At 43.8% G+C, this 21,479-nt stretch carries 15 protein-coding genes; 10 read left to right on the plus strand and 5 right to left on the minus strand.

The window, feature by feature from the left end:
• Positions 1-6 precede the first annotated feature (6 nt).
• The 6 genes from R7Z41_RS18105 (at position 7) to tadA (ending at position 5,430) form a co-directional block, all read left to right on the plus strand.
• Positions 7-516 carry a GspH/FimT family pseudopilin gene (locus tag R7Z41_RS18105; protein ID WP_031780847.1) on the plus strand — a complete coding sequence of 170 codons (510 nt, stop codon included), beginning with the start codon at positions 7-9 and terminating at the stop codon, positions 514-516.
• Positions 497-1,114: a PilW family protein gene (locus R7Z41_RS18110; RefSeq protein WP_005383755.1), complete on the plus strand. Its 618-nt coding sequence runs from the start codon at positions 497-499 to the stop codon at positions 1,112-1,114. The genes R7Z41_RS18105 and R7Z41_RS18110 overlap by 20 nt, the downstream gene beginning before the upstream one ends.
• Positions 1,111-2,421 (plus strand): hypothetical protein, encoded by a 1,311-nt coding sequence (locus R7Z41_RS18115; RefSeq protein WP_064369023.1) that lies wholly within the window; start codon positions 1,111-1,113, stop codon positions 2,419-2,421. The genes R7Z41_RS18110 and R7Z41_RS18115 overlap by 4 nt, the downstream gene beginning before the upstream one ends.
• A complete protein-coding gene (locus tag R7Z41_RS18120) occupies positions 2,411-2,821 on the plus strand; it encodes a prepilin-type N-terminal cleavage/methylation domain-containing protein (protein WP_206970860.1) in 411 nt (136 codons plus the stop codon). Before R7Z41_RS18115 ends, R7Z41_RS18120 begins: the two co-directional genes overlap by 11 nt.
• A gap of 288 nt (positions 2,822-3,109) precedes the next feature.
• A complete protein-coding gene (locus tag R7Z41_RS18125) occupies positions 3,110-4,669 on the plus strand; it encodes an AbgT family transporter (RefSeq protein WP_017635695.1) in 1,560 nt (519 codons plus the stop codon).
• Between the two features lie 212 nt (positions 4,670-4,881).
• Positions 4,882-5,430 (plus strand): tRNA adenosine(34) deaminase TadA, encoded by a 549-nt coding sequence (gene tadA, locus R7Z41_RS18130; protein WP_136976140.1) that lies wholly within the window; start codon positions 4,882-4,884, stop codon positions 5,428-5,430.
• A gap of 588 nt (positions 5,431-6,018) precedes the next feature.
• Here the strand turns inward: tadA and mltF are convergent.
• Positions 6,019-7,596, minus strand: coding sequence for a membrane-bound lytic murein transglycosylase MltF (gene mltF / locus R7Z41_RS18135; protein ID WP_025998701.1), 1,578 nt, complete (start codon positions 7,594-7,596; stop codon positions 6,019-6,021).
• Positions 7,597-7,895: 299 nt separating this feature from the next.
• Here mltF and purL point away from each other — a divergent pair, with 299 nt between their 5' ends.
• Positions 7,896-11,789 carry a phosphoribosylformylglycinamidine synthase gene (gene purL, locus R7Z41_RS18140; protein WP_225478067.1) on the plus strand — a complete coding sequence of 1,298 codons (3,894 nt, stop codon included), beginning with the start codon at positions 7,896-7,898 and terminating at the stop codon, positions 11,787-11,789.
• 279 nt (positions 11,790-12,068) lie between these two features.
• Positions 12,069-12,377 carry a DUF3622 domain-containing protein gene (locus tag R7Z41_RS18145; protein ID WP_025998700.1) on the plus strand — a complete coding sequence of 103 codons (309 nt, stop codon included), beginning with the start codon at positions 12,069-12,071 and terminating at the stop codon, positions 12,375-12,377.
• A 90-nt stretch (positions 12,378-12,467) separates the two neighbouring features.
• Here the strand turns inward: R7Z41_RS18145 and R7Z41_RS18150 are convergent, their stop codons facing one another.
• The 3 genes from R7Z41_RS18150 to R7Z41_RS18160 form a co-directional block, all read right to left on the minus strand.
• Positions 12,468-12,908, minus strand: coding sequence for a DNA-directed RNA polymerase subunit beta (locus tag R7Z41_RS18150; RefSeq protein WP_213866988.1), 441 nt, complete (start codon positions 12,906-12,908; stop codon positions 12,468-12,470).
• 118 nt (positions 12,909-13,026) lie between these two features.
• Positions 13,027-15,213, minus strand: a complete 2,187-nt coding sequence (locus R7Z41_RS18155; RefSeq protein WP_213866987.1) for a TonB-dependent receptor domain-containing protein — start codon at positions 15,211-15,213, stop codon at positions 13,027-13,029.
• Between the two features lie 263 nt (positions 15,214-15,476).
• Positions 15,477-16,544, minus strand: a complete 1,068-nt coding sequence (locus tag R7Z41_RS18160) for a succinylglutamate desuccinylase/aspartoacylase family protein (RefSeq protein ID WP_017820600.1) — start codon at positions 16,542-16,544, stop codon at positions 15,477-15,479.
• Positions 16,545-16,874: 330 nt separating this feature from the next.
• On the opposite strand from R7Z41_RS18160, the gene R7Z41_RS18165 reads away from it, so the two are divergent.
• A complete protein-coding gene (locus R7Z41_RS18165; protein WP_005381596.1) occupies positions 16,875-17,414 on the plus strand; it encodes a DUF3332 domain-containing protein in 540 nt (179 codons plus the stop codon).
• Positions 17,415-17,478: 64 nt separating this feature from the next.
• Here R7Z41_RS18165 and R7Z41_RS18170 read toward each other — a convergent pair whose 3' ends face one another.
• Positions 17,479-18,951, minus strand: a complete 1,473-nt coding sequence (locus tag R7Z41_RS18170; protein ID WP_005381594.1) for an aminoacyl-histidine dipeptidase — start codon at positions 18,949-18,951, stop codon at positions 17,479-17,481.
• Positions 18,952-19,975: 1,024 nt separating this feature from the next.
• On the opposite strand from R7Z41_RS18170, the gene R7Z41_RS18175 reads away from it, so the two are divergent.
• A complete protein-coding gene (locus R7Z41_RS18175; protein ID WP_005381592.1) occupies positions 19,976-21,265 on the plus strand; it encodes an NCS2 family permease in 1,290 nt (429 codons plus the stop codon).
• The last annotated feature ends 214 nt before the right edge of the window (positions 21,266-21,479 follow it).

Below are 21,479 nucleotides of genomic sequence, written 5' to 3' on the forward strand. Positions count from 1 at the left end.
TGGGAAATGCCTCGCGGGTTTACGTTGTTGGAGCTTCTTATTACTGTTGCTGTACTGAGTATTATATTGGCGTTTGCAGCTCCAAGCTTTAGCCGTGTTTCACAAACTGTGCAAATGCAGCGATTGGCAACTGAATTAGCTGGTTTTCTAAGCCAAAGTAAGTCCGAGGCGGTAATGAGAAATCAAAAGTTATATATACATTTCTCCATGGCTAAAAACGTTGTTGTCAGTCAAGGGGCATGGTCTCTACAGTTAACTGACTCATCTAGCGGCTCAGGGGGAGTAATCTTAAACCTTTCCGGCTCCGCATACTCTGAATTATCTTTGAAGCACAGTTACGATAATCAAAAAATAAGCTTCGATGAGGTCCGTGGACGGCCCCAAGGAGGAAATATAGAGTTTTTCCCAACCAATGCTCAAAACATAAAACTACAAGCAAAGATCTCAAACCCTCCTGGGAGGATTAAGATTTGTAGTAATTCTGGAGCGAAGTTATATGATTACCGTCAGTGCTAACAAACGCTATCAAATAGGTAGCTCTTTAATTGAATTAATGATTAGTTCTTTAATTGGGTTAATTGTTCTTAGTGTAGTGGGCTCTATATTCTTGAGTTTACAAAAAACAGCAAAAGAAAAAAGCTTAGAGCTAAATTTATTGCAAAGTCTTAATATCACTTTATCTGTTATGAAAGAAGATATTCAAAGGGCTGGTTATGATGGTGGTCATGGTATGTCTCTTAAATTATCCGGAGCCTTGGAAACAATTACAATCAGTGGTGCATCTTCTATTGGTTTTGTTTATTTTAGAGATGACTCTCCGCTAAATAAAAACTATAGAAATATTAAGTATGAGAAGCGAGATAGCAAACTTGTAATCTGTGAAAATGGCGTAGTATCCCAAGCCAAAATACTGTCTTTTGATGGTGTGGATTTTTGTCGTTCTTTATTTGATGAAGATATTTTTCAAGTGACGAGTTTTACAGTAAATTCTGATGTCGTAACGAATGGCACAAATATTAGCGCTGTAACGGATGTTACTTTGGCTTTACAAACTGTAGATGGCGTAATTAATCAAGTTGCAGAGTTTTCAATTAAGCAAAGGAATTGGCAATGAGATCTAAATTTGGATGTTCTGGGTACACGACGTTGTTAGTAACATCCATACTATTATTGTTTGCTTTGATTACATCTCTCGCATCATCAAAGGGAGTATTTTTTCAATTAAAAGTGGCTCAGAATGAACTAAAAGCTCGACAAGAACATTGGAAGGCTGAAGGAGGACTGGAATGTGCTTTTGCACAAATAAAGGAGAAGATGTTAGTTCTTCCTCCTTCCGGAACAATTACTTTACTAGGCTGTACAGTATCTACTACGATAAAAAAACTCAGCGATTATGAATATTTGGTTACATCTAAAGAGGGAAATACAAATTTAAGTAAAGTGATAATTTCGACAGGGAACGGCCTTGGTGCTGTACTAAAAACGAGTGCGTCGGTAGAGCTTACTGGCTCAATGCACTTTGTCCCTAAAGCAAAAGGTTTGTCGTCTGACAGTGAGTGTACATCTATTATTGCTGGTGGAACCGTGAGTTATGTAGCAAGTGTAAGTGGTTCTGATGAGCACTTTCTGACGGTGGACAGTTCAGTCAGTAGTCATGCTACTGGGATTTTAGGGGCTCCTAGCTTTACTTGTAAGAATTCGCACAAATCCAATTTATTTGAAGAAACCAAACGTCCAACCTACCTAGCTACTACTAGCACTTCGAATAAAAATGAAGATATCAAAGAAAATGTTGCAAATATTTCGGTTTTCAAAGACTTATTCACTATGGATTTCAACGCAGTTAACGTAGCAAAACTCAAAAACGAGATTAAAGCGGATCCTGTTGGCGTTGTAATTGCTAGCGGTAAGACACCTAAAGGTTGGGTTAAGTCATGCCATACTAAGTTAGCTAATGCTTACGCTGCTGGAAAACGAAGGTTTTGGGTCGATGGCAGTTGCGCAATATCAGGAAATATTTTTGGTTCTACTACTCAGCCTGTAGATAATGCTATTCAGCTTATTATTTATGATGGTGTTCTCTACAGTCAAAGTATGAGTTATTTTGATGGACTTCTTTACCAATACCTTTCAAAGCCAACTGTGTTGGATGTTAAAGAAATATGGATTGATCTTTTTGATTCTAAAAATGATATAGGTGTAACCCCTACTTCTTTTCACAAGCATGATATTAATAATGACTTTAATAAATATGCTTTTTTGCTAGATGGTTCATTGAAGCTTGATGGCGGGATAGGGTTAGATGCAGAAGATAGAACTATAAAATTAAATGGATCTTTGATACCTGCCTACAATGGTGGAAAGAGCGGCAAGTACATTGAGAAACTAAAGTGGCAGCGAGGCTCCTGGAATGATCTCTAAACAAAAAGGTTTTAACCTTCTTGAAGTTCTAATTTCTTTTCTGCTTATCGGTGTTGGGGCTCTAGGTTTAACTAAGCTAAACGTGTATCTAGAACGTGAATCTGAATATGCCATAAAAAGTATTGAAGCACTTCGTCTAGCAGAAAACCAACTCGAATGGTTCCGAACGCGTGGTGCTTCGGATGCGCTTTCTACGATTTCTACTGCCAGTTTTGCCTCTATCGTGACAGGATCTTCCGCCACTGGAGCGTACACGGTGGAGTGGGATGTGCCACCTGCTACTGTATCAGGTTCACTAAAGACGATCATCATCACAACAAGTTGGGAAGATAGAATGGGGCAGACGCAATCCGTTCAGCTGAAAACTATGACTTCACAGTACAGTGAATTCGAAAACTAAGTTCAATTGCATACATGGGCTGAGACAAATGCGGGTGTAATTCCTGTTTGATACCGGATTTGTCACGGTTAATAAATGGTTTTTGAACTGTTAATTGAGTTGATGTGCTACTGTTTTTATTATGTTTAATTGAAGTGGTGTTTTTGCAAAATATGTCTCCAATTATGAAAAAAAATCTAGAACCTTGTGCTTTCTCCATTAGTGTTTACTAGAATACTCGTTGGATAGTAGGTCGTTATAATTATTCAAATAGGCCTTGGCACCAACATCATTCACTATGGAGTTACCATGAGTAACCAAGCTGTAAATAAGGCACCATCATCGAAGCCGAGCGGGATGGAGCGCTTTTTAAACTTTATCGAGAGGACAGGTAACAAAATTCCTGATCCTGCGATTTTGTTCTTCTGGGCATTGATCATTACTTGGGCGGCGTCAGCACTTTTGTCGAATGTATCATTCGATCTTCCAAACCCTCGAACGGGCGAAGCTCTTACTATCACCAACTTACTTACGGGCGAAGCGCTAGCAAGTTTCCTTGCTAACATGGTGACGACGTTTACTGGCTTTGCGCCACTGGGTATCGTACTTGTCGCAATGCTAGGTGTGGGTGTTGCAGATTCTTCGGGCTTTATTACGACGGGTCTTAAGAAGATGCTGAACTTCACGCCAGCTAAGCTTCTTACTCCAATGCTTATTTTGGTTGCCATTGTATCGCATACTGCGGCAGATGCAGGCTATGTTCTGGTTATTCCTCTTGGCGGTATTATCTTCCATGCGGCAGGTCGTCACCCTTTAGCAGGTATTGCGGCAGCATTTGCAGGTGTATCTGGTGGCTTCTCTGCAAACTTTATCCCTTCAGGTATCGATCCGCTATTGGCTGGCTTTACGCAAACTGCGGCGCAGGTTCTTGATCCTGAATATGTGGTTAACCCATTAGCGAACATCTTCTTCACTGGCCTATCCTCTATCATTATTGTGGGGATTGGTTGGTACGTGACAGAGAAAATCATCGAGCCTCGTTTATCAAAAATGCCAATTGATGATGATGCGGAAACCGCGCCAAACCTAGGTTCATTTACTGAACTGGAATCAAAAGCATTCCGTTATGCAGGTTGGGCAATGATGGCGGGTATTGCTTTACTTGTTGCAGCGTTAATTCCAGAAACATCAGCACTTCGCTCGCCTGAAGGTGAAATTACTGCCTTCTCAGCACCGATAATGAAGTCTATCGTGCCGTTGATCTTTATTCTGTTTATCATTCCTGGTTACGTTTACGGTAAAGTGTCTGGAACGTTCAAGACCAGCAACGACATTATCAAAGCGATGGCTGATACTATGTCAACCATGGGCGCATACATTGTTATGTCGTTCTTCTGTGCTCAGTTCCTATCTGCATTTGCTCAGTCAAACATCGGTACGATGCTAGCGTTGTATGGCGCAGAAGGCTTAAAAGCGATGAACCTACCAGGTGAAGTGACCATCATCGGTATGATACTTCTAACCGCGTCTGTAAACCTACTTATTGGTTCGGCATCTGCAAAATGGGCTTTAATTGGTCCAATCCTAGTGCCAATGCTAATGGCGGTTGGTATCTCGCCTGAGCTGTCTCAGGCGGCTTACCGTGTGGGGGACTCTGTATCGAACATCATTTCGCCTCTAATGGTATTTTTCCCTCTTGTAGTGGTTTACTGTCAGCGTTATGTGAAGTCGGCTGGTATCGGTACGCTTGCGTCACTAATGATGCCATTCTCGATCGCAATGCTGATCGGTTGGTCTATCTTCCTAGTTGCTTATTGGATGGTAGGTATCCCGCTAGGCATTCAAGCTCCTTACACTTACACAATGTAAAAACGTGTAGGGTGTGAAAGCCGCTAATTGGCAGCCAAAAAGCGCAGGTCTTCGATCTGCGCTTTTTTGTTCTCGTAAAACGAACATCGATAGGTCTTGTAACTAGTTTTTTAGAGTTGCAGACTTTGTCCCGTGATGTGTTGCTGTAGTGAAACCGAAGTTGGTGATAAAATTCCTGACTTCAATCGTTTTTTGTTTCTTTGGAGCCTCCTTTGTCTAACCATCCGTTTTCCCCTCAAGATGAATTGTTTATGCGCAGAGCGATGGAGCTTGCTGAGCAAGCAGAAGCTGAGGGGGAAGTACCTGTCGGCGCAGTGCTTGTCAAAGATGGTGAAATTATCGCTGAGGGCTGGAACCGCTCTATTGGCACCCATGACGCTACCGCACATGCTGAGATCCAAACACTGCGTAAAGCAGGCCAAAAGCTAGAAAATTACCGCCTTCTGGATACGACGTTATATGTAACACTTGAGCCATGCCCAATGTGTGCCGGAGCCTTATTGCATAGCCGCGTTAAGCGGGTTGTTTTTGGAGCGCCAGATTTAAAAGCTGGAGCTGCAGGAACAGTGCTTAATTTGTTTGAAAGCCAAGCCGCTTACCATTACGCCTTAGTTGAAAAGGGGCTGCTAGAAGATGAGTGCCGCACTCAGCTACAAGCGTTTTTTAAGCGTCGCCGAAAGGAAATTAAAGCGAAGAAGCAAGCACAAAAAGCATTAGAAAATCGAGAGAGCGAGCAAGGTAGTGGGAGTAGTGAGGGCTAGCAAACACCTACAACGTGGTAGATGTTTGCTTGGACGCACTAGTGATTGACTAAATGTACAAAAACACGATTACGTGAACTTACTTTCTTTTTCATACATGTCAGTTTACGTTTACGTCGGATAGCAGCTACTGTGTTATTTAAACGCTTTGACTGCACTCTACGTCTTCTCATATTCAAAACCTCCTGCAGACAAGACTTATACCAGTAAAGCGCGGCTCATCGATGTTTGGCAATAGGCTCGATAATCGCACTAAACATTGTATGGTTTAAACGTTCTTCATTTGACTTCTGCATTGCACAGAGCCAGCAAACAATTTCAATACGATGCTTAATAATAGGAGTGACGTTATTTCGGCAGAGTGTAGCCGAAAGCGCCGCTTCATCAAGTGAGCTAAACCATGTGGTTGTAAAGTAATCTGTTACAAAGCAATCAGTTTTACTAACGATGAAGAAAAGGCGACCAACCAAAGGAATGGTTGAGTGTGGTTGGTGTCACTCAGAATATTGGAGTCTAGATAAGTTTTCGTTAGGACTCAACAAAAATGACGAGCTTCATAGGCTCGTCATTTTTTAGTTTACCGCGGGTTTATTCTTCAATGCTTTCTTGTTCGGTGTCTTCTTCAACCGTGACGTCAGAAGCGCCAGAGACTTGTTCTACGACGGTCTCTACTGCGCCCGATATCAAAATGTCGGGGTTGAGCGGCGGAATCACTTGCAAGTCATCGCTATTCTCATCAATCGCTGGCTGTTGGCTGACATGACCAATGATGGATTGGTAGTAACGTCGAATATTTTCTACGTAATTACGCGCTTCATCGCCTCTGGCGTACCCATAGCGAGTTTGGCTGTAATAGCGCTTCTGACGCAGTAAAGGCAGCCTATCTTTTACATCGGCCCAAGCGTTCGGATCGCCACCTTGTGCTTTGGTGAGTCGTCGTGCGTCCATCATGTGGCCGTAACCAATATTGTATGAAGCTAACGCAAACCATATTTTTTCATGCTCGTTGATGCTATCAGGCACGCGACCTACAATGCGACGTAAGTACTCGACACCACCACGAACAGATTGCTCAGGGTCTAAACGGTTTGTTACCCCGACGCTTTTCGCCGTTGGCAGAGTCAGCATCATCATCCCCCTAACACCCGTTGGCGATTTTGCTGTTGGTTTCCAGTGTGACTCTTGATACGCCAATGCTGCAATTAAGCGCCAGTCGAACTCTTCGCTGTACTTTTGGAATAAAGGTGCCCACTTAGGCAATTTGTCATCCAGAGCTCGAATGAATGCGCGAGTATCAACGTAGTCAAATGCTTCAATATGACCAATGTACTTCTCTTCGAGGGTGGACAGTTCTCCTGATTGTTTGATGTTACCGAAAAACTCTATCAGCATTGCATACAAGCTTTCGTCTTCAGAACGTCGAGTAAACCAAGACACAGGTTGATCTTCTGTAAGTTCGAACGCGAGCGCAAGATCGGGGTAAAGGCGTTGAGCTAGGGAAAGTTCCACCGAATCAGTCACAGTAAAACGTAACTCACCCTTCGATACGTATTTGAGTAAGTCTCTCGTGTCAGCATCACCAACAATTTCAAACTGAAGTTCTGGATACTGCTTCTTTAACGCTGTTAGGGTCGGAACATATTGCGATTGTTCAACGATCTTTAATGTTTGAGCGCCTGCATTTGTATCTTCGTCGGACTCGTCGTCTTTCGAGGCTTGGTATTCAATGAGTTGTTCGATATCACGTGGTCGAAGTTGCCCTTTTTTATATACCACTTGTTGGCTTACATAATAATAGGCAGGGCCTGGTCTAAATCGTTTGACTGCTTGTGACGTTTGATTTAAACCCGTAGCGATGATATCGATATCTCCTTTCTTAAGAGCAGGAAAAAGCTCAGCCTGGCGAAAGGCTGGTTTAATCTCGAGTTTGACGCCGAGCTGCTCCGCAAACTGACGCGCCAATTCGTAATCCAACCCTGCGGGACCATCGGGACCTATGTAGTAGGAGAGCTGATTGTTTAGCGTGCCAACACGAAGCACACCACGTTCTTGAATTTTTTCAAATTCACTTTTGGGCTCCGACTCAATCTGGCAAGCAGAGAGCAAAAGAACAGAAACTAAAATTAGAGCACTGCGCTTGAGCCGGTTGAAGTGACTTATTTGCATTAATAGGTACATCTTGGAAAATTTCTATTTGCCTTTATATCAAAGCGAGCTCATGGGGCAAAGTGAATCACACACTTATAACGTGACATTGTGTGTTTTATCGACATTTTAGTTGTAATTCAAATTTGACAAAAAAAATGACGCAAACGGTTGCTTTTGATGTTACATCACAAAAACAATTACTATATAATGCGCTCGCAATGACGAGGTGGAATCGGCATAGGTTCGACAGGGCTTATTTTAAGTGTCTGAATTTATTCCAATATCACCTTAATCAATTGCATAAGAGACCTAAGCACATGAGAATTTTGCGTGGCTCCCCAGCTCTTTCTGAGTTTCGTGTTAATAAACTACTGGAACTTTGTCGTGAACAAGATCTGCCTGTAACTAGCATTTATGCCGAGTTTATGCACTTTGCCGATCTAAAGTCAGACCTTGATGACCAAGAGTTAGAAAAACTTGAAAAGTTACTAACTTACGGCCCAACCATCGAAGAGCATGAGCCTGAAGGTCTTCTACTTCTTGTCACGCCTCGTCCTGGCACTATCTCGCCTTGGTCTTCTAAATCTACCGATATCGCTGTTAACTGTGGTCTGGATAAAGTGAAACGTCTAGAGCGTGGTACGGCTTATTATGTCGAATCTTCAGTTGTTCTATCAGAAGCTCAAGCTGACGCTGTTAAAGCGTTAATTCACGACCGCATGATGGAAACAGTATTCACAGAATTTGAAGCCGCATCAGCATTATTTACTGTTGCAGAGCCTAAGCCTGTAGCACATGTTGATATCTTAGCTGGCGGTCGTCTGGCGCTTGAAGAGGCAAACGTTTCCCTTGGCTTGGCACTCGCAGAAGATGAAATTGATTACTTGGTAGAGAACTTTACTAAGCTTGGGCGTAACCCAAACGACATTGAATTGATGATGTTTGCTCAGGCGAACTCAGAGCATTGTCGCCACAAAATTTTTAACGCAGATTGGACTATCGACGGGGTAGATCAACCTAAGTCTTTGTTCAAAATGATCAAAAACACTTTTGAAACGACACCTGACTATGTGCTGTCTGCATACAAAGACAACGCAGCCGTTATGACAGGTTCTAAAGCGGGGCGTTTCTTCCCTGACCCTAAATCTCGTCAATACACGTACCACCATGAAGATACGCACATCTTGATGAAGGTAGAAACGCACAACCACCCAACGGCAATCTCTCCATGGCCGGGCGCATCGACTGGCTCAGGCGGTGAAATTCGTGACGAAGGCGCGACGGGTATCGGCGGTAAGCCAAAAGCGGGTCTGGTTGGTTTTACAACTTCTAACTTACGTATTCCTGGTTTTGAACAGCCATGGGAAACCGACTTCGGCAAGCCGGGTCGTATTGTGAATGCGTTAGACATCATGCTTGAAGGCCCTCTTGGCGGCGCGGCATTCAACAACGAATTTGGTCGTCCAAATCTATTGGGTTACTTCCGTACTTACGAAGAAAAAGTCACTTCTCATGCGGGTGAAGAAATTCGTGGTTACCACAAACCAATCATGATTGCTGGTGGTATGGGTAACATCCGCGATGAACACGTACAGAAGAAAGAGATCCCTGTAGGTGCGAGCCTAATCGTACTTGGTGGTCCGGCAATGAACATCGGTCTTGGTGGTGGTGCGGCATCTTCCATGGCATCTGGTCAGTCAGCAGAAGATCTGGACTTCGCTTCGGTACAGCGTGAAAACCCAGAGATGGAACGTCGCTGTCAGGAAGTGATCGACCGTTGTTGGCAGTTAGGCGACGATAACCCAATCGCATTTATCCACGATGTGGGTGCAGGCGGTATCTCTAACGCATTGCCTGAACTTGTCGACGACGGTGAGCGTGGCGGTAAGTTCCAATTACGCGATGTACCAAACGATGAGCCGGGCATGAGCCCACTGGAAATCTGGTGTAACGAATCACAGGAACGTTACGTTCTAGCGGTAGCGCCAGAAAACATGGAAGCATTCGACGCCATCTGTAAGCGTGAACGCGCACCGTATGCAGTGGTGGGTGTGGCGACAGAAGAGCGTCATCTAACGCTAGAAGATTCTCACTTCGACAATACGCCAATCGATATGCCAATGGATATCCTGCTTGGTAAGCCACCGAAGATGCACCGTGACGCAACCACACTAAAAGTGGAAAGCCCTGCCATTGTTCGTGATGGTATTGAGCTTAATGAAGCGGTGGATCGCGTACTTCGTCTTCCTGCTGTTGCAGAAAAAACATTCCTAATTACTATCGGTGACCGAACAGTAACGGGTCTGGTTGCTCGTGATCAAATGGTTGGTCCTTGGCAGGTACCAGTAGCAAACTGCGCAGTAACAGCGGCAAGCTACGACACTTACTATGGCGAAGCAATGTCGATGGGTGAGCGCACGCCAGTGGCATTACTAGACTTTGGAGCATCGGCTCGCCTAGCCGTTGGTGAGTCACTAACGAACATTGCGGCAACAGACATCGGTGATATTAAACACATTAAACTGTCTGCGAACTGGATGTCTCCAGCGGGTCACCCAGGTGAAGATGCGGGTCTTTACGAAGCAGTGAAAGCGGTTGGTGAAGAATTGTGTCCTGCGTTAGGTTTGACTATCCCAGTTGGTAAAGACTCCATGTCGATGAAAACCAAGTGGGAAGAAAACGGCGAGAGCAAAGAAGTCACTTCTCCACTGTCGCTAGTTATCACGGCATTTGGTCGTGTGGAAGACGTACGTAAGACCGTGACTCCACAACTACGCACTGACAAAGGAGATACCTCTCTAGTTCTTGTTGACTTGGGTAACGGAAAAAACCGCTTAGGTGCGACAGCATTGGCACAAGTATACAAACAGCTGGGTGACAAACCTGCTGACGTAGATAATGCAGAGCAGCTAAAAGGCTTCTTTGATGCAATGCAAGCGTTAGTACGTGATGACAAGCTAGTGGCTTACCACGATAAAGGCGACGGCGGTCTTTTTGTTACACTGGCTGAGATGGCGTTCGCGGGTCACTGTGGCGTAAAAGCGAACATCGCAAAGCTGGGTGACGATGCGCTAGCCGTTCTATTTAACGAAGAGCTAGGTGCGGTTGTTCAAGTTAAGAATGATGATCTAGATTCAGTTCTATCTACTCTGGCGGCAAACGGCTTAGAGGCATGCTCACATGTGATTGGTTCTGTTGAAGCTTCAGACGACTTTGTTATCACTTCTGGTGATGCAGTTGTGCTTGAACGTTCACGTACCGAACTACGCGTTATCTGGGCTGAAACAACGCATAAGATGCAAAGTCTACGTGATAACCCATCGTGTGCAGACCAAGAGCATGAAGCTAAGAAAGACAACTCTGACCCGGGTCTAAACGTTAAGCTCAGCTTCGACGTAAATGAAGACGTTGCAGCACCGTACATTGCGAAAGGTGCTAAACCTAAGATGGCAATCCTACGTGAGCAGGGCGTTAACTCCCACGTCGAAATGGCAGCAGCGTTTGACAGAGCAGGCTTTGAAGCAACCGACATCCATATGAGCGATATCCTAACGGGCCAAGCGGTACTGGATGAATACCATGGCCTAGTAGCTTGTGGTGGCTTCTCTTACGGCGACGTACTAGGTGCGGGTGAAGGTTGGGCTAAGTCTATCCTGTTTAACGCACAAGCTCGTGAACAGTTCCAAGCCTTCTTCAACCGTGAAGAGACGTTCTCTTTAGGTGTATGTAACGGTTGTCAGATGCTATCAAACCTGAAAGAGCTGATCCCAGGTGCAGACTTGTGGCCACGTTTTGTGCGCAACGAATCTGAGCGTTTTGAAGCGCGCTTTAGTCTAGTTGAAGTTCAGAAATCTGATTCTGTATTCTTCGACGGCATGGTTGGTTCGCGTATGCCAATCGCGGTTTCCCACGGAGAAGGGCGTGTAGAAGTACGTGATGCAGAGCACCTAGCAGCGATTGAAGCATCAGGTACGGTTGCGGTTCGTTACGTGGATAACCTCGGTAACCCAACACAACAATACCCGAACAACCCGAATGGTTCGCCAAACGCGATTACCGGTTTAACAACAGCAGACGGTCGCGTAACTATCATGATGCCTCACCCAGAGCGCGTATTCCGCACAGTTGCAAATTCTTGGGCTCCGGAAGGTTGGGGTGAAAATGGCGCTTGGATGCGTATGTTCCAAAATGCCCGTAAGAATATCGGTTAATTAACCAAAGGTTAATCTAGCTTAAGTAAAGCGTTGGTTGAGAGACCAGCGCTTTCTTTTTTCTTCGTCGCTCTTTCTAGTGACTTGGCGAAACGTTGCTTTGTTCTGTCTCTTCTTTGTCATCTATTATCTAGCGTAAAAAACTTGCAGCGTTTAGATTACTTTTATGCTCTAATACCGCGCTTACCAAGGGATGGTGTTAAACAGCTCAGCTTAGATGGAGTTATCAAGTTGACCGAATCCCTGATTGATCCCTAAATCCCTTAGGAAATGAAAGAAATGTCTAAGAATCCAAAATTTGCTATCCGCGTCACTGAAAAACGTAACGGCTGGAGCGCAGAAATCACTCGCCAAGTGACATCTCGTAAGACTGTAGTATCAAAGCGTGAAACAGGCTTTGACAGCGAAGAGAAAGCACAAGCTTGGGCTGAACAAGAACTGGCTGGGTTTATCCAAAACCAAGTGGTTCGTAACGAGCGTAAAGCAGCGCAACGTCAAGAGCGTGAAGCAGAACAACTAGCGGCAAAAGTTCGTAAAGAAGAAGCCCGCAAAGCACGTGAAACCGAAGTAGACACTGACGAAGAATAAGTTTAAATCGGTGAGATGGTGACGTTACCCATCAAACAAATAGTGAAAATGCCCTGAGTTTTGTCTCAGGGCATTTTTTATTTATATCGGCTAAAAACAATCCGACGATACGGACAGGCTAAACGTGCCGTCTTCAGGGGCGGCAAATTGTTTATTGCCAGGAAGAAGGTGAGGGTTATTAGCATAAGTGCGATGTGTCGATTTGACCTTTGCAGAATGTCTCTCTGGTAAATCAAAGTGTTGTAAGCCGTCAGATAGATCGTTTGCTTCACCGTAGTCGAAATGTGTTGCGACGTCTTTGGGCTGCTTGGCGTAACGACAGTGATCCGGCTTACCATCTTCGTGCCAAGTTAAAGAGTTAGTTTTTGCATCTAGATTCAGGTTATTTGCTGCTGGCTGTGCGTAAAAATCTTCTGAAACTTGGTGCTTGCTTTGTTCTTGTAAGTAGTCTGCAATGTTCTCAGAAGCTTGCGCTAGGCTACCTACAGGGAAGAAGCAAATCAGAAGAAGCCGTGTTTTTAGATTGTTCATAATGTGTATGCAAGCAAAAGGAAATGATAATACTGATAAATAAAACAGCGTGCAATTATGGCCATTGGATACGATATAACAGGGCAGTTAATGTCTGCCCTGCATCTTTTAGGTATGGTTAGTATTGATAAGTGAGGTGCAGTTTGACTTCGCGACCAGGCGAAGGCACGCCATTAGATAGGTATGCTTCGTAGTAACGATCGGTTAAGTTTTTCACAACCGCGCCAATGCTCAAGCCTTCGACTTGTTGTATTTCCCAAACCACGTAAGCGTTTTGTAGCGTGTATTGCTCACTTGGCGATTTCACTTTTAAATTGTTACCGCTTGCCTTGGTTTTGGTTTGCGCATCATACCAACGGACTTCCCAGCCCGTACGTAAACCAGGAATCCATTCGTAACCTAAACCCAGATTAATGTTTAATGGCGGTACATCAGGATGATCATCATCTGAACCTGTAGAGTCAGATAGGCTACCTTTGTTTTTGCCGCGAATGTAACTTGCTGAGAAATTACTGTAGAAATCTTCAATCCGGTATTGTGAAATTAGCTCAAAGCCATAGTTTTTAAAGCCATCTAGGTTTGTATTCCAGCTTTGTAACTCAGTAGTATTTTTGTCGAGGTTTTCGCCCGTTCGTATATCAACTGTGTCGCTAACATCGTTATAGAACATAGTTAACTCTGTTGCGAGGTTATCGCGAGAGTTCACCAGCCCTTCCGTTAAGTTGATAACGCTTGCTTGATAAGCATGGATACGAGACACGTCCAGATTCAAAGCAGTAGCCGTAGCGGTAGCGCGCGCATATTGCACTGAGTAGATGTTATCAACGGTTGGTGCTTTTAGAGCGTAGGCGTAGGAGGCGTTTAAACGCGTATTATTGCTCGCATCAAAGTCGATATCCAAACGTGGGCTAAAGCCTTTATGCGTCGTTTCACCATAGTCATGTCCGGCAGCTGGATCATTATAATCCGGCGCTGCGTTCCCTTTTCCTTCACTCTTGATGTATTCGTAACGCAGAGAAGGTGTGATTGTTAGGCGGTCTGTTGCTTGATAGTGATCAGCAATGTAAGCGGCATAAATTGACTGCGTGCCAGATGGTTCGTAGTAAGGGGTGTACCAACCGTAGTTTTTCGCTTCATTACTGTCGTATGATGCGTTGAATACTAACGAGTCTCTATCGGTTTTTTGATATTGAAGCCCAGTGACTAGAGTGTGGTCTCCGAATTGTGCTTGGTTAAACACATCAACGTAGTCACGCTCGTAACTCAGCCATGACTCATGACCGTAACTGCCAACAGAAACGAACATTTTCTCGAATGCTACGTCAGGGCGAACCCAATGACGATCGTTTTCGGAACGTGCCATTTTGATATTGAAATCAATATACGGGTTAGTCGGCATGTAGTGGTAAGAGATGGTTGTGGTGTTGTCCGTGTATTTGTTATCGACGGTGTAAGCGTATTGGGCTTTTTCTAATGAGCCGTATTTCTTGATATTGTATTCGGTGATGTTAGGCATTTTTCCGCGACGGTTAGCCCAAGGTTTACGACCTTCATCTTTGTAGCGAGTATGGCTAATTTCAAACTCGTGATCGTTATTTTCATAACCGACCTTTACGAGCATGTTTTCTTGCTCATAACCTGAGTAATCTAGCGTTTCACCACCTCCGACTTTAATGTCATCAGAATCTTTTACCGAGCCATTCGCTAGAAAATAAAAACCAGTATCGTTTTTACCATAGAGTGTTAGCGTGTAGGCGTTCTCATCGCCGTTGGTGTTGTATGCACTTGAGATGCGAGCACCAAAGTTTCTTTCGCCGTACAGGAGATCATCGACACTTTTGGTTTTAATGCGAATGGAGCCACCAAACTTCCCGTTGAGTGCTCGATAGTCGTGCGCGCCCTTGATAATTTCTGCTTCGCCAATTAAGAACGGATCAAAAAAGAAGGTACCGTAGCGGTATTGTTGAAAGCCAATTGGAGCGCCATCGACAAAGACGGCGATATCGCTTGGATCATCAAAACCACGAATGTTAATACGTTCGCCACCAGAACGACCGCCACCATCTATTGATGCACCGGGAACGGCATCGATCATTGAGGCAAAATTAGAGTACTGTTGCTCTTCAATCTCTGACCAATTAATGGTGGTTTGCGCAGGCTCAGCAATGGTAATAGGTTTGGCATAACGAACGCCTATGACTTCAAGCTCTTCATTTGGCGCTGTCTCGGCATATGAATAAAGAGGGAAGAGCAAAGCCAGTGAAATGAGATTTACTTTGAATGGATGACTTTTTAATCGTTTCATATTGATGATTTATAGTGTTTTTATGAAGCTGGGATTATAAGAACATTATTACGATTAATAAATGATAATGAGATTAATTATCAAATGTGTTTTTGCGACGGATTGTAAAGTTTTTTATCCATTCGTGGAAACTACGATAAGTATCGTTAGCGTACATAAAACAAAAAGCCCAGCATCATGGACGCTGAGCTTATTGGCTTTAAACAAGATAGTGCGAGCACTGTTGCTCCTTTTGAGCTAATCAGGCGCCTATTTGATAGGAATTACTGAGTTTCTAACGGTATCTGTCCGGTTGTCAGCGGCTCGGCATCGAATTCAGTGAGGCCTTCAATATAGCTTTCGACTGCTTGCTCTAAAGCATTATCACCTTGGTTAAAATAGGCAAGGTGGAAAATTGCATCGCCTTCGTTCACCAATGGTAATGTTTGTTGACCGATAACCAAACCACGCTTCGGGGCTTTTAGTTCTATCTCATCATGACCAAGAGGAGAGCTAATATAAGCGAGCGTTTCCCCCTGTTCTACTTTGTCTCCCAGATTAACGACAGTACGCAAAATGCCGTTACCTGACGCGCGAACCCAGCTGGTGGACTTCGCTATGATAGGCTCAGGCAGCTTTTTCCTGCTCGCACGCAACATACCAATGGCTTGCATTACGCGCCGAACCCCGAGTACACCAGCGCTTATCGAAAGTGGATCAAAACGCAATGCTTCGCCAGCTTCGTAGGTGAGCACTGGAATATCGCATTTTTCTGCTTCACTGCGTAAAGAGCCATCACGCAATGCTGAATCAACAATCACTGGCGTCGCAAATGCTTGAGCAATACGTAGAGTTTCTGGGTTGCTTAAGTTTGCGCGAATCTGTGGCAAGTTCGTGCGGTGAATGGCTCCTGTGTGTAGATCCAAAATGTAGTCACAACGCTTGGCAATGTTGTTAAAGAACCCGTGTGCCATACGAGATGCAAGTGCGCCTTTTTCACTGCCAGGAAAGCAACGGTTGAGATCTCGTCGGTCGGGCAAGTAACGAGATTTATGGATGAAACCAAAAACGTTAACGATAGGTACTGCAATGACAGTGCCTTTCAGTTTTTGTGGATCCAGTTGGTTAATGATCTGACGAACGATTTCTACGCCATTAAGCTCATCACCATGGATAGCAGCATTCACCATTAACACTGGTCCTTCTTGTTTCCCATGGATGATTTCCACAGGAATAGATAAAGGCGAATGTGTATATAGCTTCGCTGCTTCAAATTCGATCTCTAATCGTTGTCCTGGTTGTATTTGATGTCCTAAGAGCTCAAACACTTTGCTTTTTTTACTTCTGGCCATAAACCATCTCTGTCAAATGCGTCATCAGCAATGTAACAATTGCTGCAAAATCGCACTAATCATTCTCATTAAGGACACGACAAATTACTTTAATCGTCATGCGTGAAATTTTGGTATGTGTGAAGTTTTTGTTTTCAATATGATCTTTTCTATCAGTTTAATACATAACAAGACATAGAGAAGAGTGCGCAATAATAGCCTTAAAAAATGTGACTGTATTAAAAATAATACTGTTCATGGAGGACAAAAAAACGGACTTTTAACCCTACTTTTTATCCGATAATATCCGCGCCGAATTTGAGGTTTCACACTTTCTAACTAGAGGTTTTGATGAAAAAGGCAATTGCTAAAATTGGTGCATTGACTGCGGTAGCAGTTTCACTTTCAGGTTGCGTAGGTAGTAATGCCGTGACAGGTTATGTTATGGGGTTTAACTTGAAAGCTGTTGACAACCGTTACGCTCGAGGTGGTCTAAATATGCTTTTAGCGCCTGTTTATGGTGTCGCGATCGCAGCGGATTATATCGTGTTTAACTCTCTAGAATTTTGGACGGGTAAGAACCCGTTAAATGGTAAGCCACATATCTTCGATACAAAGGTAGATACTTACATTGATGTCAATCACCAGTTAGATAAGTCGTTAACGACGGCACCAATCGCACCATTAGCGGATAACCGTGTCATTGAGCAGGGGCGAATGCAGCAAATCGATGAGAACACTGTTCAAATGGATATTACTTACAGTAACGGTGAAAAGGCGACACTCATGGGTGTACGCGATGGTGAGTTTGTTACTTACTACATTGATGGTGAAGTTGCTGCACAAACCTCAATGGATGAATTAGCCGCTTACGCGCAAAACCGTGTGTAGTTGGGTTCAACTAAACCAAAAAAAGGGTGCCGTATGGCACCCTTTGTCATTTTTCGTGATTGAATTATGCTTTCTCTGGAATCGCTTCTAAAAGCGCGACCATCTGATCCCAGTACAACTGAACAGTATCAATCTTCACTTTCTCATCTGGAGAGTGAGGGAATTTTATTGTTGGACCGAAAGAAACCATATCCATGTGTGGGTATGGTTCTTTAAATAGGCCACACTCAAGACCAGCATGGATGACCATGATGTTCGGCTTATGACCGTAAATGCCTTCATACATATCACGGAAAATTGCCATGATCTCGGAATCTGCATCTGGCTTCCAGCCAGGGTAAGCGCCTGAGAACTGAATTTGTGCGCCTGCTAGCTCAGTAATCGAGCGCAGCATGCTTTCCACTTGGCTACGGCCAGAGTCAATGAGAGAACGAATCAAGCAAAGCACGGTGACTTTATTTTCTTCTGTGCTGATCACACCAACGTTTAGAGAAGTTTCAACAACGCCTTCCACCTCATCACTCATACGGATTACGCCGTTTGGACAAGCGTTAAGTGCCGCAATGAATCGTTGCTGATCGGCGATTGAAAATACTTGCGCGTCAGTCGTGATCGCTTCATTAAAGGTTACGATACCTGTTTCGATTTTACCCAATTCAGTTTTAAGCAGCTCAGTGTAGTGGTTGAACAGCTCAGCAAGTTTGTCTTGGTTTTCGACAGGAAGCGCGACAGTAACAAACGCTTCGCGAGGGATTGCATTACGTAAGCTACCACCACGGAATTCGACTAAACGTAAATCAAGCTCTTGAGCATGACCGGCAAGGAAACGACCAAGTAATTTGTTGGCATTACCGCGACCTGTGTGAATGTCACAACCTGAGTGACCACCTTTTAGGCCTTTCAGCGTCAGTTGGCGTGTTACAAAACCTGCAGGCGTTGATTCTCGAGAAATATCGAAAGTCATGGTGCCATCAACGCCACCTGCACAACCCATGTAGACTTCGCCTTCTTGCTCAGAGTCTGTATTTAGAAGAATCTCACCCTCTAACCAACCAGCTTCAAGGCCAAATGCGCCAGTCATGCCTGCTTCTTCATCAATCGTCAGCAGAACTTCGAGTGGACCGTGCTTAATATCTTTAGATGCCAATACAGCAAGGCAAGAAGCCATACCAATACCGTTATCTGCACCAAGCGTCGTGCCTTTCGCAGTTACCCATTCGCCATCGATGTAAGGCTGGATTGGATCTTTGGTGAAGTCGTGTTCAGTGTCTTCGTTTTTCTGCGGCACCATGTCGATGTGTGCTTGAAGTACAACAGCCTTCTTATTTTCCATTCCTGGTGTCGCGGGCTTTTTGATGAACACGTTACCGGTTGGATCACGGCGAACGTCAAAGCCTTGCTCTGTTGCCCAGTTGATAATGTACTGTGCTAATGCTTCTTCATGTTTCGATGGATGAGGGATAGAACAAATCTTATCGAAAAACTGCCAAAGTGGAGCAGGTGATAAGGTACTGATCTCAGAATGGAACTCAGACACGGAGGACTCCTTTTGATGTGCTTTGCCAAATATATACCGTAAAAATATTGTCAAGGTAGCATTAAATGCTAGACGATTTGGCCTTCAAATTGCCGTTAGCATACCACCAGATAAGGAGTACGAGTAGTCGCGATCACAAGGATTTCTCTCAGAACTGTCACAGTTTGTGAATACAATAACAAGCACTATGTGTTCTCTATCATACATTCTGAAAGTGGCTTTATTTTTTAATTCATAAAATTGTAATTTAATTACACGTAAACTTTGATAAAGGTCAATTTGTGCATTTTTTGTGATTCCAGTCACTAAAATGCTTGTAATTAAATTTCTTGGTGGTATATTTGTAACCAGCTTCTGAGAGAAGAATGAAATGCTCAAAGGATGAGTCCGTTTTATCGCCTCCAAGGAACCGAGAAATCAACGAATGTTTAATTGATTTAAAAGGTGATAGTTATGAAAGGTTTACCAAGTACAATGTTCTGGAATAGCAAGTCTGTTTACACCGGTAACTTTGTATACCCAACAAGCTTTGGCTACTAAGTGAAGTCAACGCATGTGACTCGAACAGTTTGTTCACCCCTATAAATTGGAATTTTTTTTCAGTGATAGTGCTGACATGATTCACCGCCACCCAAATTGGGTGGCGTTTTTTTATCTCTATTTGCTCTTCCTGACTCACTTATTGTCATCAAAGCCTTCTTCTATTCCCCATTCTTCGGTTTTATCGACTTTTCCACCAAATCTGTTAGATACCATGTTAAAAATGGGCCTTTTTCATCTGAAAGTTTAGTACATTGCTCAGTTTTTATTCTCTTTTAGGGAACTGTGTTATCTAGGTTACCTATTGTTTTGTAAGAATATATTCCTTTGCCTACTTTGATAGGTTAGAGAATGTGTTTCATATCCAAAGAAAAAAAACGCATTAGAGTGAAGATTCTATCTAGAATTTGCTATTTGATAACTTTATAATTCCCGCCAATCGATTACGCAACCGTTTACTTTTTTACCTTTACAGGATTCGATCATGCTCGAGAGGCTTTTTAAACTCAGTGAAAATGGCACAAATGTGCGTACTGAGATCATTGCAGGTGTTACGACCTTCCTAACTATGGCTTACATTATTTTTGTAAACCCAGCGATCCTGTCGGATACCGGTATGGACCGTGGTGCCATTTTTGTCGCGACTTGTCTTGCTGCCGCAATCGGCTGTTTTATTATGGGATTTGTTGCGAATTACCCAATCGCACAGGCACCAGGAATGGGCCTGAACGCATTTTTTACTTACTCTGTTGTATTGGGAATGGGTTATACGTGGCAAGTTGCGTTAGCGGCTGTATTTGTTTCTGGCCTTCTGTTCATTCTTTTAAGCGTATTTAAGATCCGTGAGTGGATTATTAACTCGATCCCGCATTCTCTACGAACAGGTATTTCAGCTGGTATTGGTCTTTTCTTAGCGTTTATCGCATTAAAAAATGCAGGTATCGTCGTTGATAACCCTGCGACATTAGTTTCTATGGGAGAGATCACATCATTGCCATCTGTATTGGCCGCGATTGGCTTCTTTCTTACGATTGCACTGGTTCATCGTGGTGTGAAAGGTGCGGTGATGATCGCCATTCTTGGCGTTACAGCGCTTGGTCTTCTATTTGGTGATGTGCAGTGGGGCGGTATTATGTCAACGCCACCAAGCATTGCGCCAACTTTCATGCAACTGGATTTCTCTGGTTTGTTTGAAGTAGGCATGATTTCCGTCGTATTTGCTTTCCTATTTGTCGATTTATTTGACACCGCAGGTACGCTCGTTGGCGTTTCTCAAAAAGCAGGTCTAACTGATGAGAATGGCAACATCCCTCGTTTAAACAAAGCGTTACTTGCAGACTCAACAGCAACGTCAGTAGGTGCATTACTTGGTACCTCTAACACGACATCTTATATTGAAAGCGTTTCTGGTGTGGCTGCGGGTGGGCGTACTGGTCTAACAGCCGTGGTTGTTGGTGTACTCTTCCTACTTGCTCTATTGTTCTCACCACTTGCGGGTATGATCCCTGCTTATGCAACGTCAGGTGCGCTATTCTATGTGGCGATCTTGATGCTGTCTGGGCTAGTAAGCATTGATTGGCGTGACCTAACTGAAGCGTCCCCAGTTGTTGTGACTTGTTTAGTTATGCCGCTAACATTCTCGATTGCAGAAGGTATCACGTTAGGCTTTATCGCATACGCGGCGATCAAGTTATTCAGCGGTAAGGGCCGTGAAGTGTCGATGAGTGTATGGGTGATGTCAGCCATCTTCATCGTTAAATACCTCGTCGGTTAATTTCTCGAGCAAAAAGCCAGTGTGGATTTATTCACGCTGGCTTTTTCTTTTTTACGTTGTTCACAGAAGACGGTTTTTCTGCGGAATAGGCAGAGAATTTTGATATCACCGTTGGTATTAGCGGTGTGTTTCGGTAGAATAATCGTTTGCGCAGCTTGAAATCCTCGTCTCCAAACATTTTGGAGAAGTTAGTGAGCATTCCGCTTTTGAGTGA

Source organism: Vibrio sp. 1457, from assembly GCF_033340195.1.
Classification (GTDB): domain Bacteria; phylum Pseudomonadota; class Gammaproteobacteria; order Enterobacterales; family Vibrionaceae; genus Vibrio; species Vibrio alginolyticus.

What these genes read in the sequence shown, in the direction of transcription:
- R7Z41_RS18110 (WP_005383755.1), top strand. Translation starts at nt 497, where the DNA reads ATGATTACCGTCAGTGCTAACAAACGCTATCAAATAGGTAGCTCTTTA.
- R7Z41_RS18125 (WP_017635695.1), top strand. Translation starts at nt 3,110, where the DNA reads ATGAGTAACCAAGCTGTAAATAAGGCACCATCATCGAAGCCGAGCGGG.
- mltF (WP_025998701.1), bottom strand. Translation starts at nt 7,596, where the DNA reads ATGCAAATAAGTCACTTCAACCGGCTCAAGCGCAGTGCTCTAATTTTA.
- R7Z41_RS18120 (WP_206970860.1), top strand. Translation starts at nt 2,411, where the DNA reads ATGATCTCTAAACAAAAAGGTTTTAACCTTCTTGAAGTTCTAATTTCT.
- R7Z41_RS18115 (WP_064369023.1), top strand. Translation starts at nt 1,111, where the DNA reads ATGAGATCTAAATTTGGATGTTCTGGGTACACGACGTTGTTAGTAACA.
- R7Z41_RS18145 (WP_025998700.1), top strand. Translation starts at nt 12,069, where the DNA reads ATGTCTAAGAATCCAAAATTTGCTATCCGCGTCACTGAAAAACGTAAC.
- R7Z41_RS18175 (WP_005381592.1), top strand. Translation starts at nt 19,976, where the DNA reads ATGCTCGAGAGGCTTTTTAAACTCAGTGAAAATGGCACAAATGTGCGT.
- R7Z41_RS18105 (WP_031780847.1), top strand. Translation starts at nt 7, where the DNA reads ATGCCTCGCGGGTTTACGTTGTTGGAGCTTCTTATTACTGTTGCTGTA.
- purL (WP_225478067.1), top strand. Translation starts at nt 7,896, where the DNA reads ATGAGAATTTTGCGTGGCTCCCCAGCTCTTTCTGAGTTTCGTGTTAAT.
- R7Z41_RS18150 (WP_213866988.1), bottom strand. Translation starts at nt 12,908, where the DNA reads ATGAACAATCTAAAAACACGGCTTCTTCTGATTTGCTTCTTCCCTGTA.
- R7Z41_RS18155 (WP_213866987.1), bottom strand. Translation starts at nt 15,213, where the DNA reads ATGAAACGATTAAAAAGTCATCCATTCAAAGTAAATCTCATTTCACTG.
- R7Z41_RS18160 (WP_017820600.1), bottom strand. Translation starts at nt 16,544, where the DNA reads ATGGCCAGAAGTAAAAAAAGCAAAGTGTTTGAGCTCTTAGGACATCAA.
- R7Z41_RS18165 (WP_005381596.1), top strand. Translation starts at nt 16,875, where the DNA reads ATGAAAAAGGCAATTGCTAAAATTGGTGCATTGACTGCGGTAGCAGTT.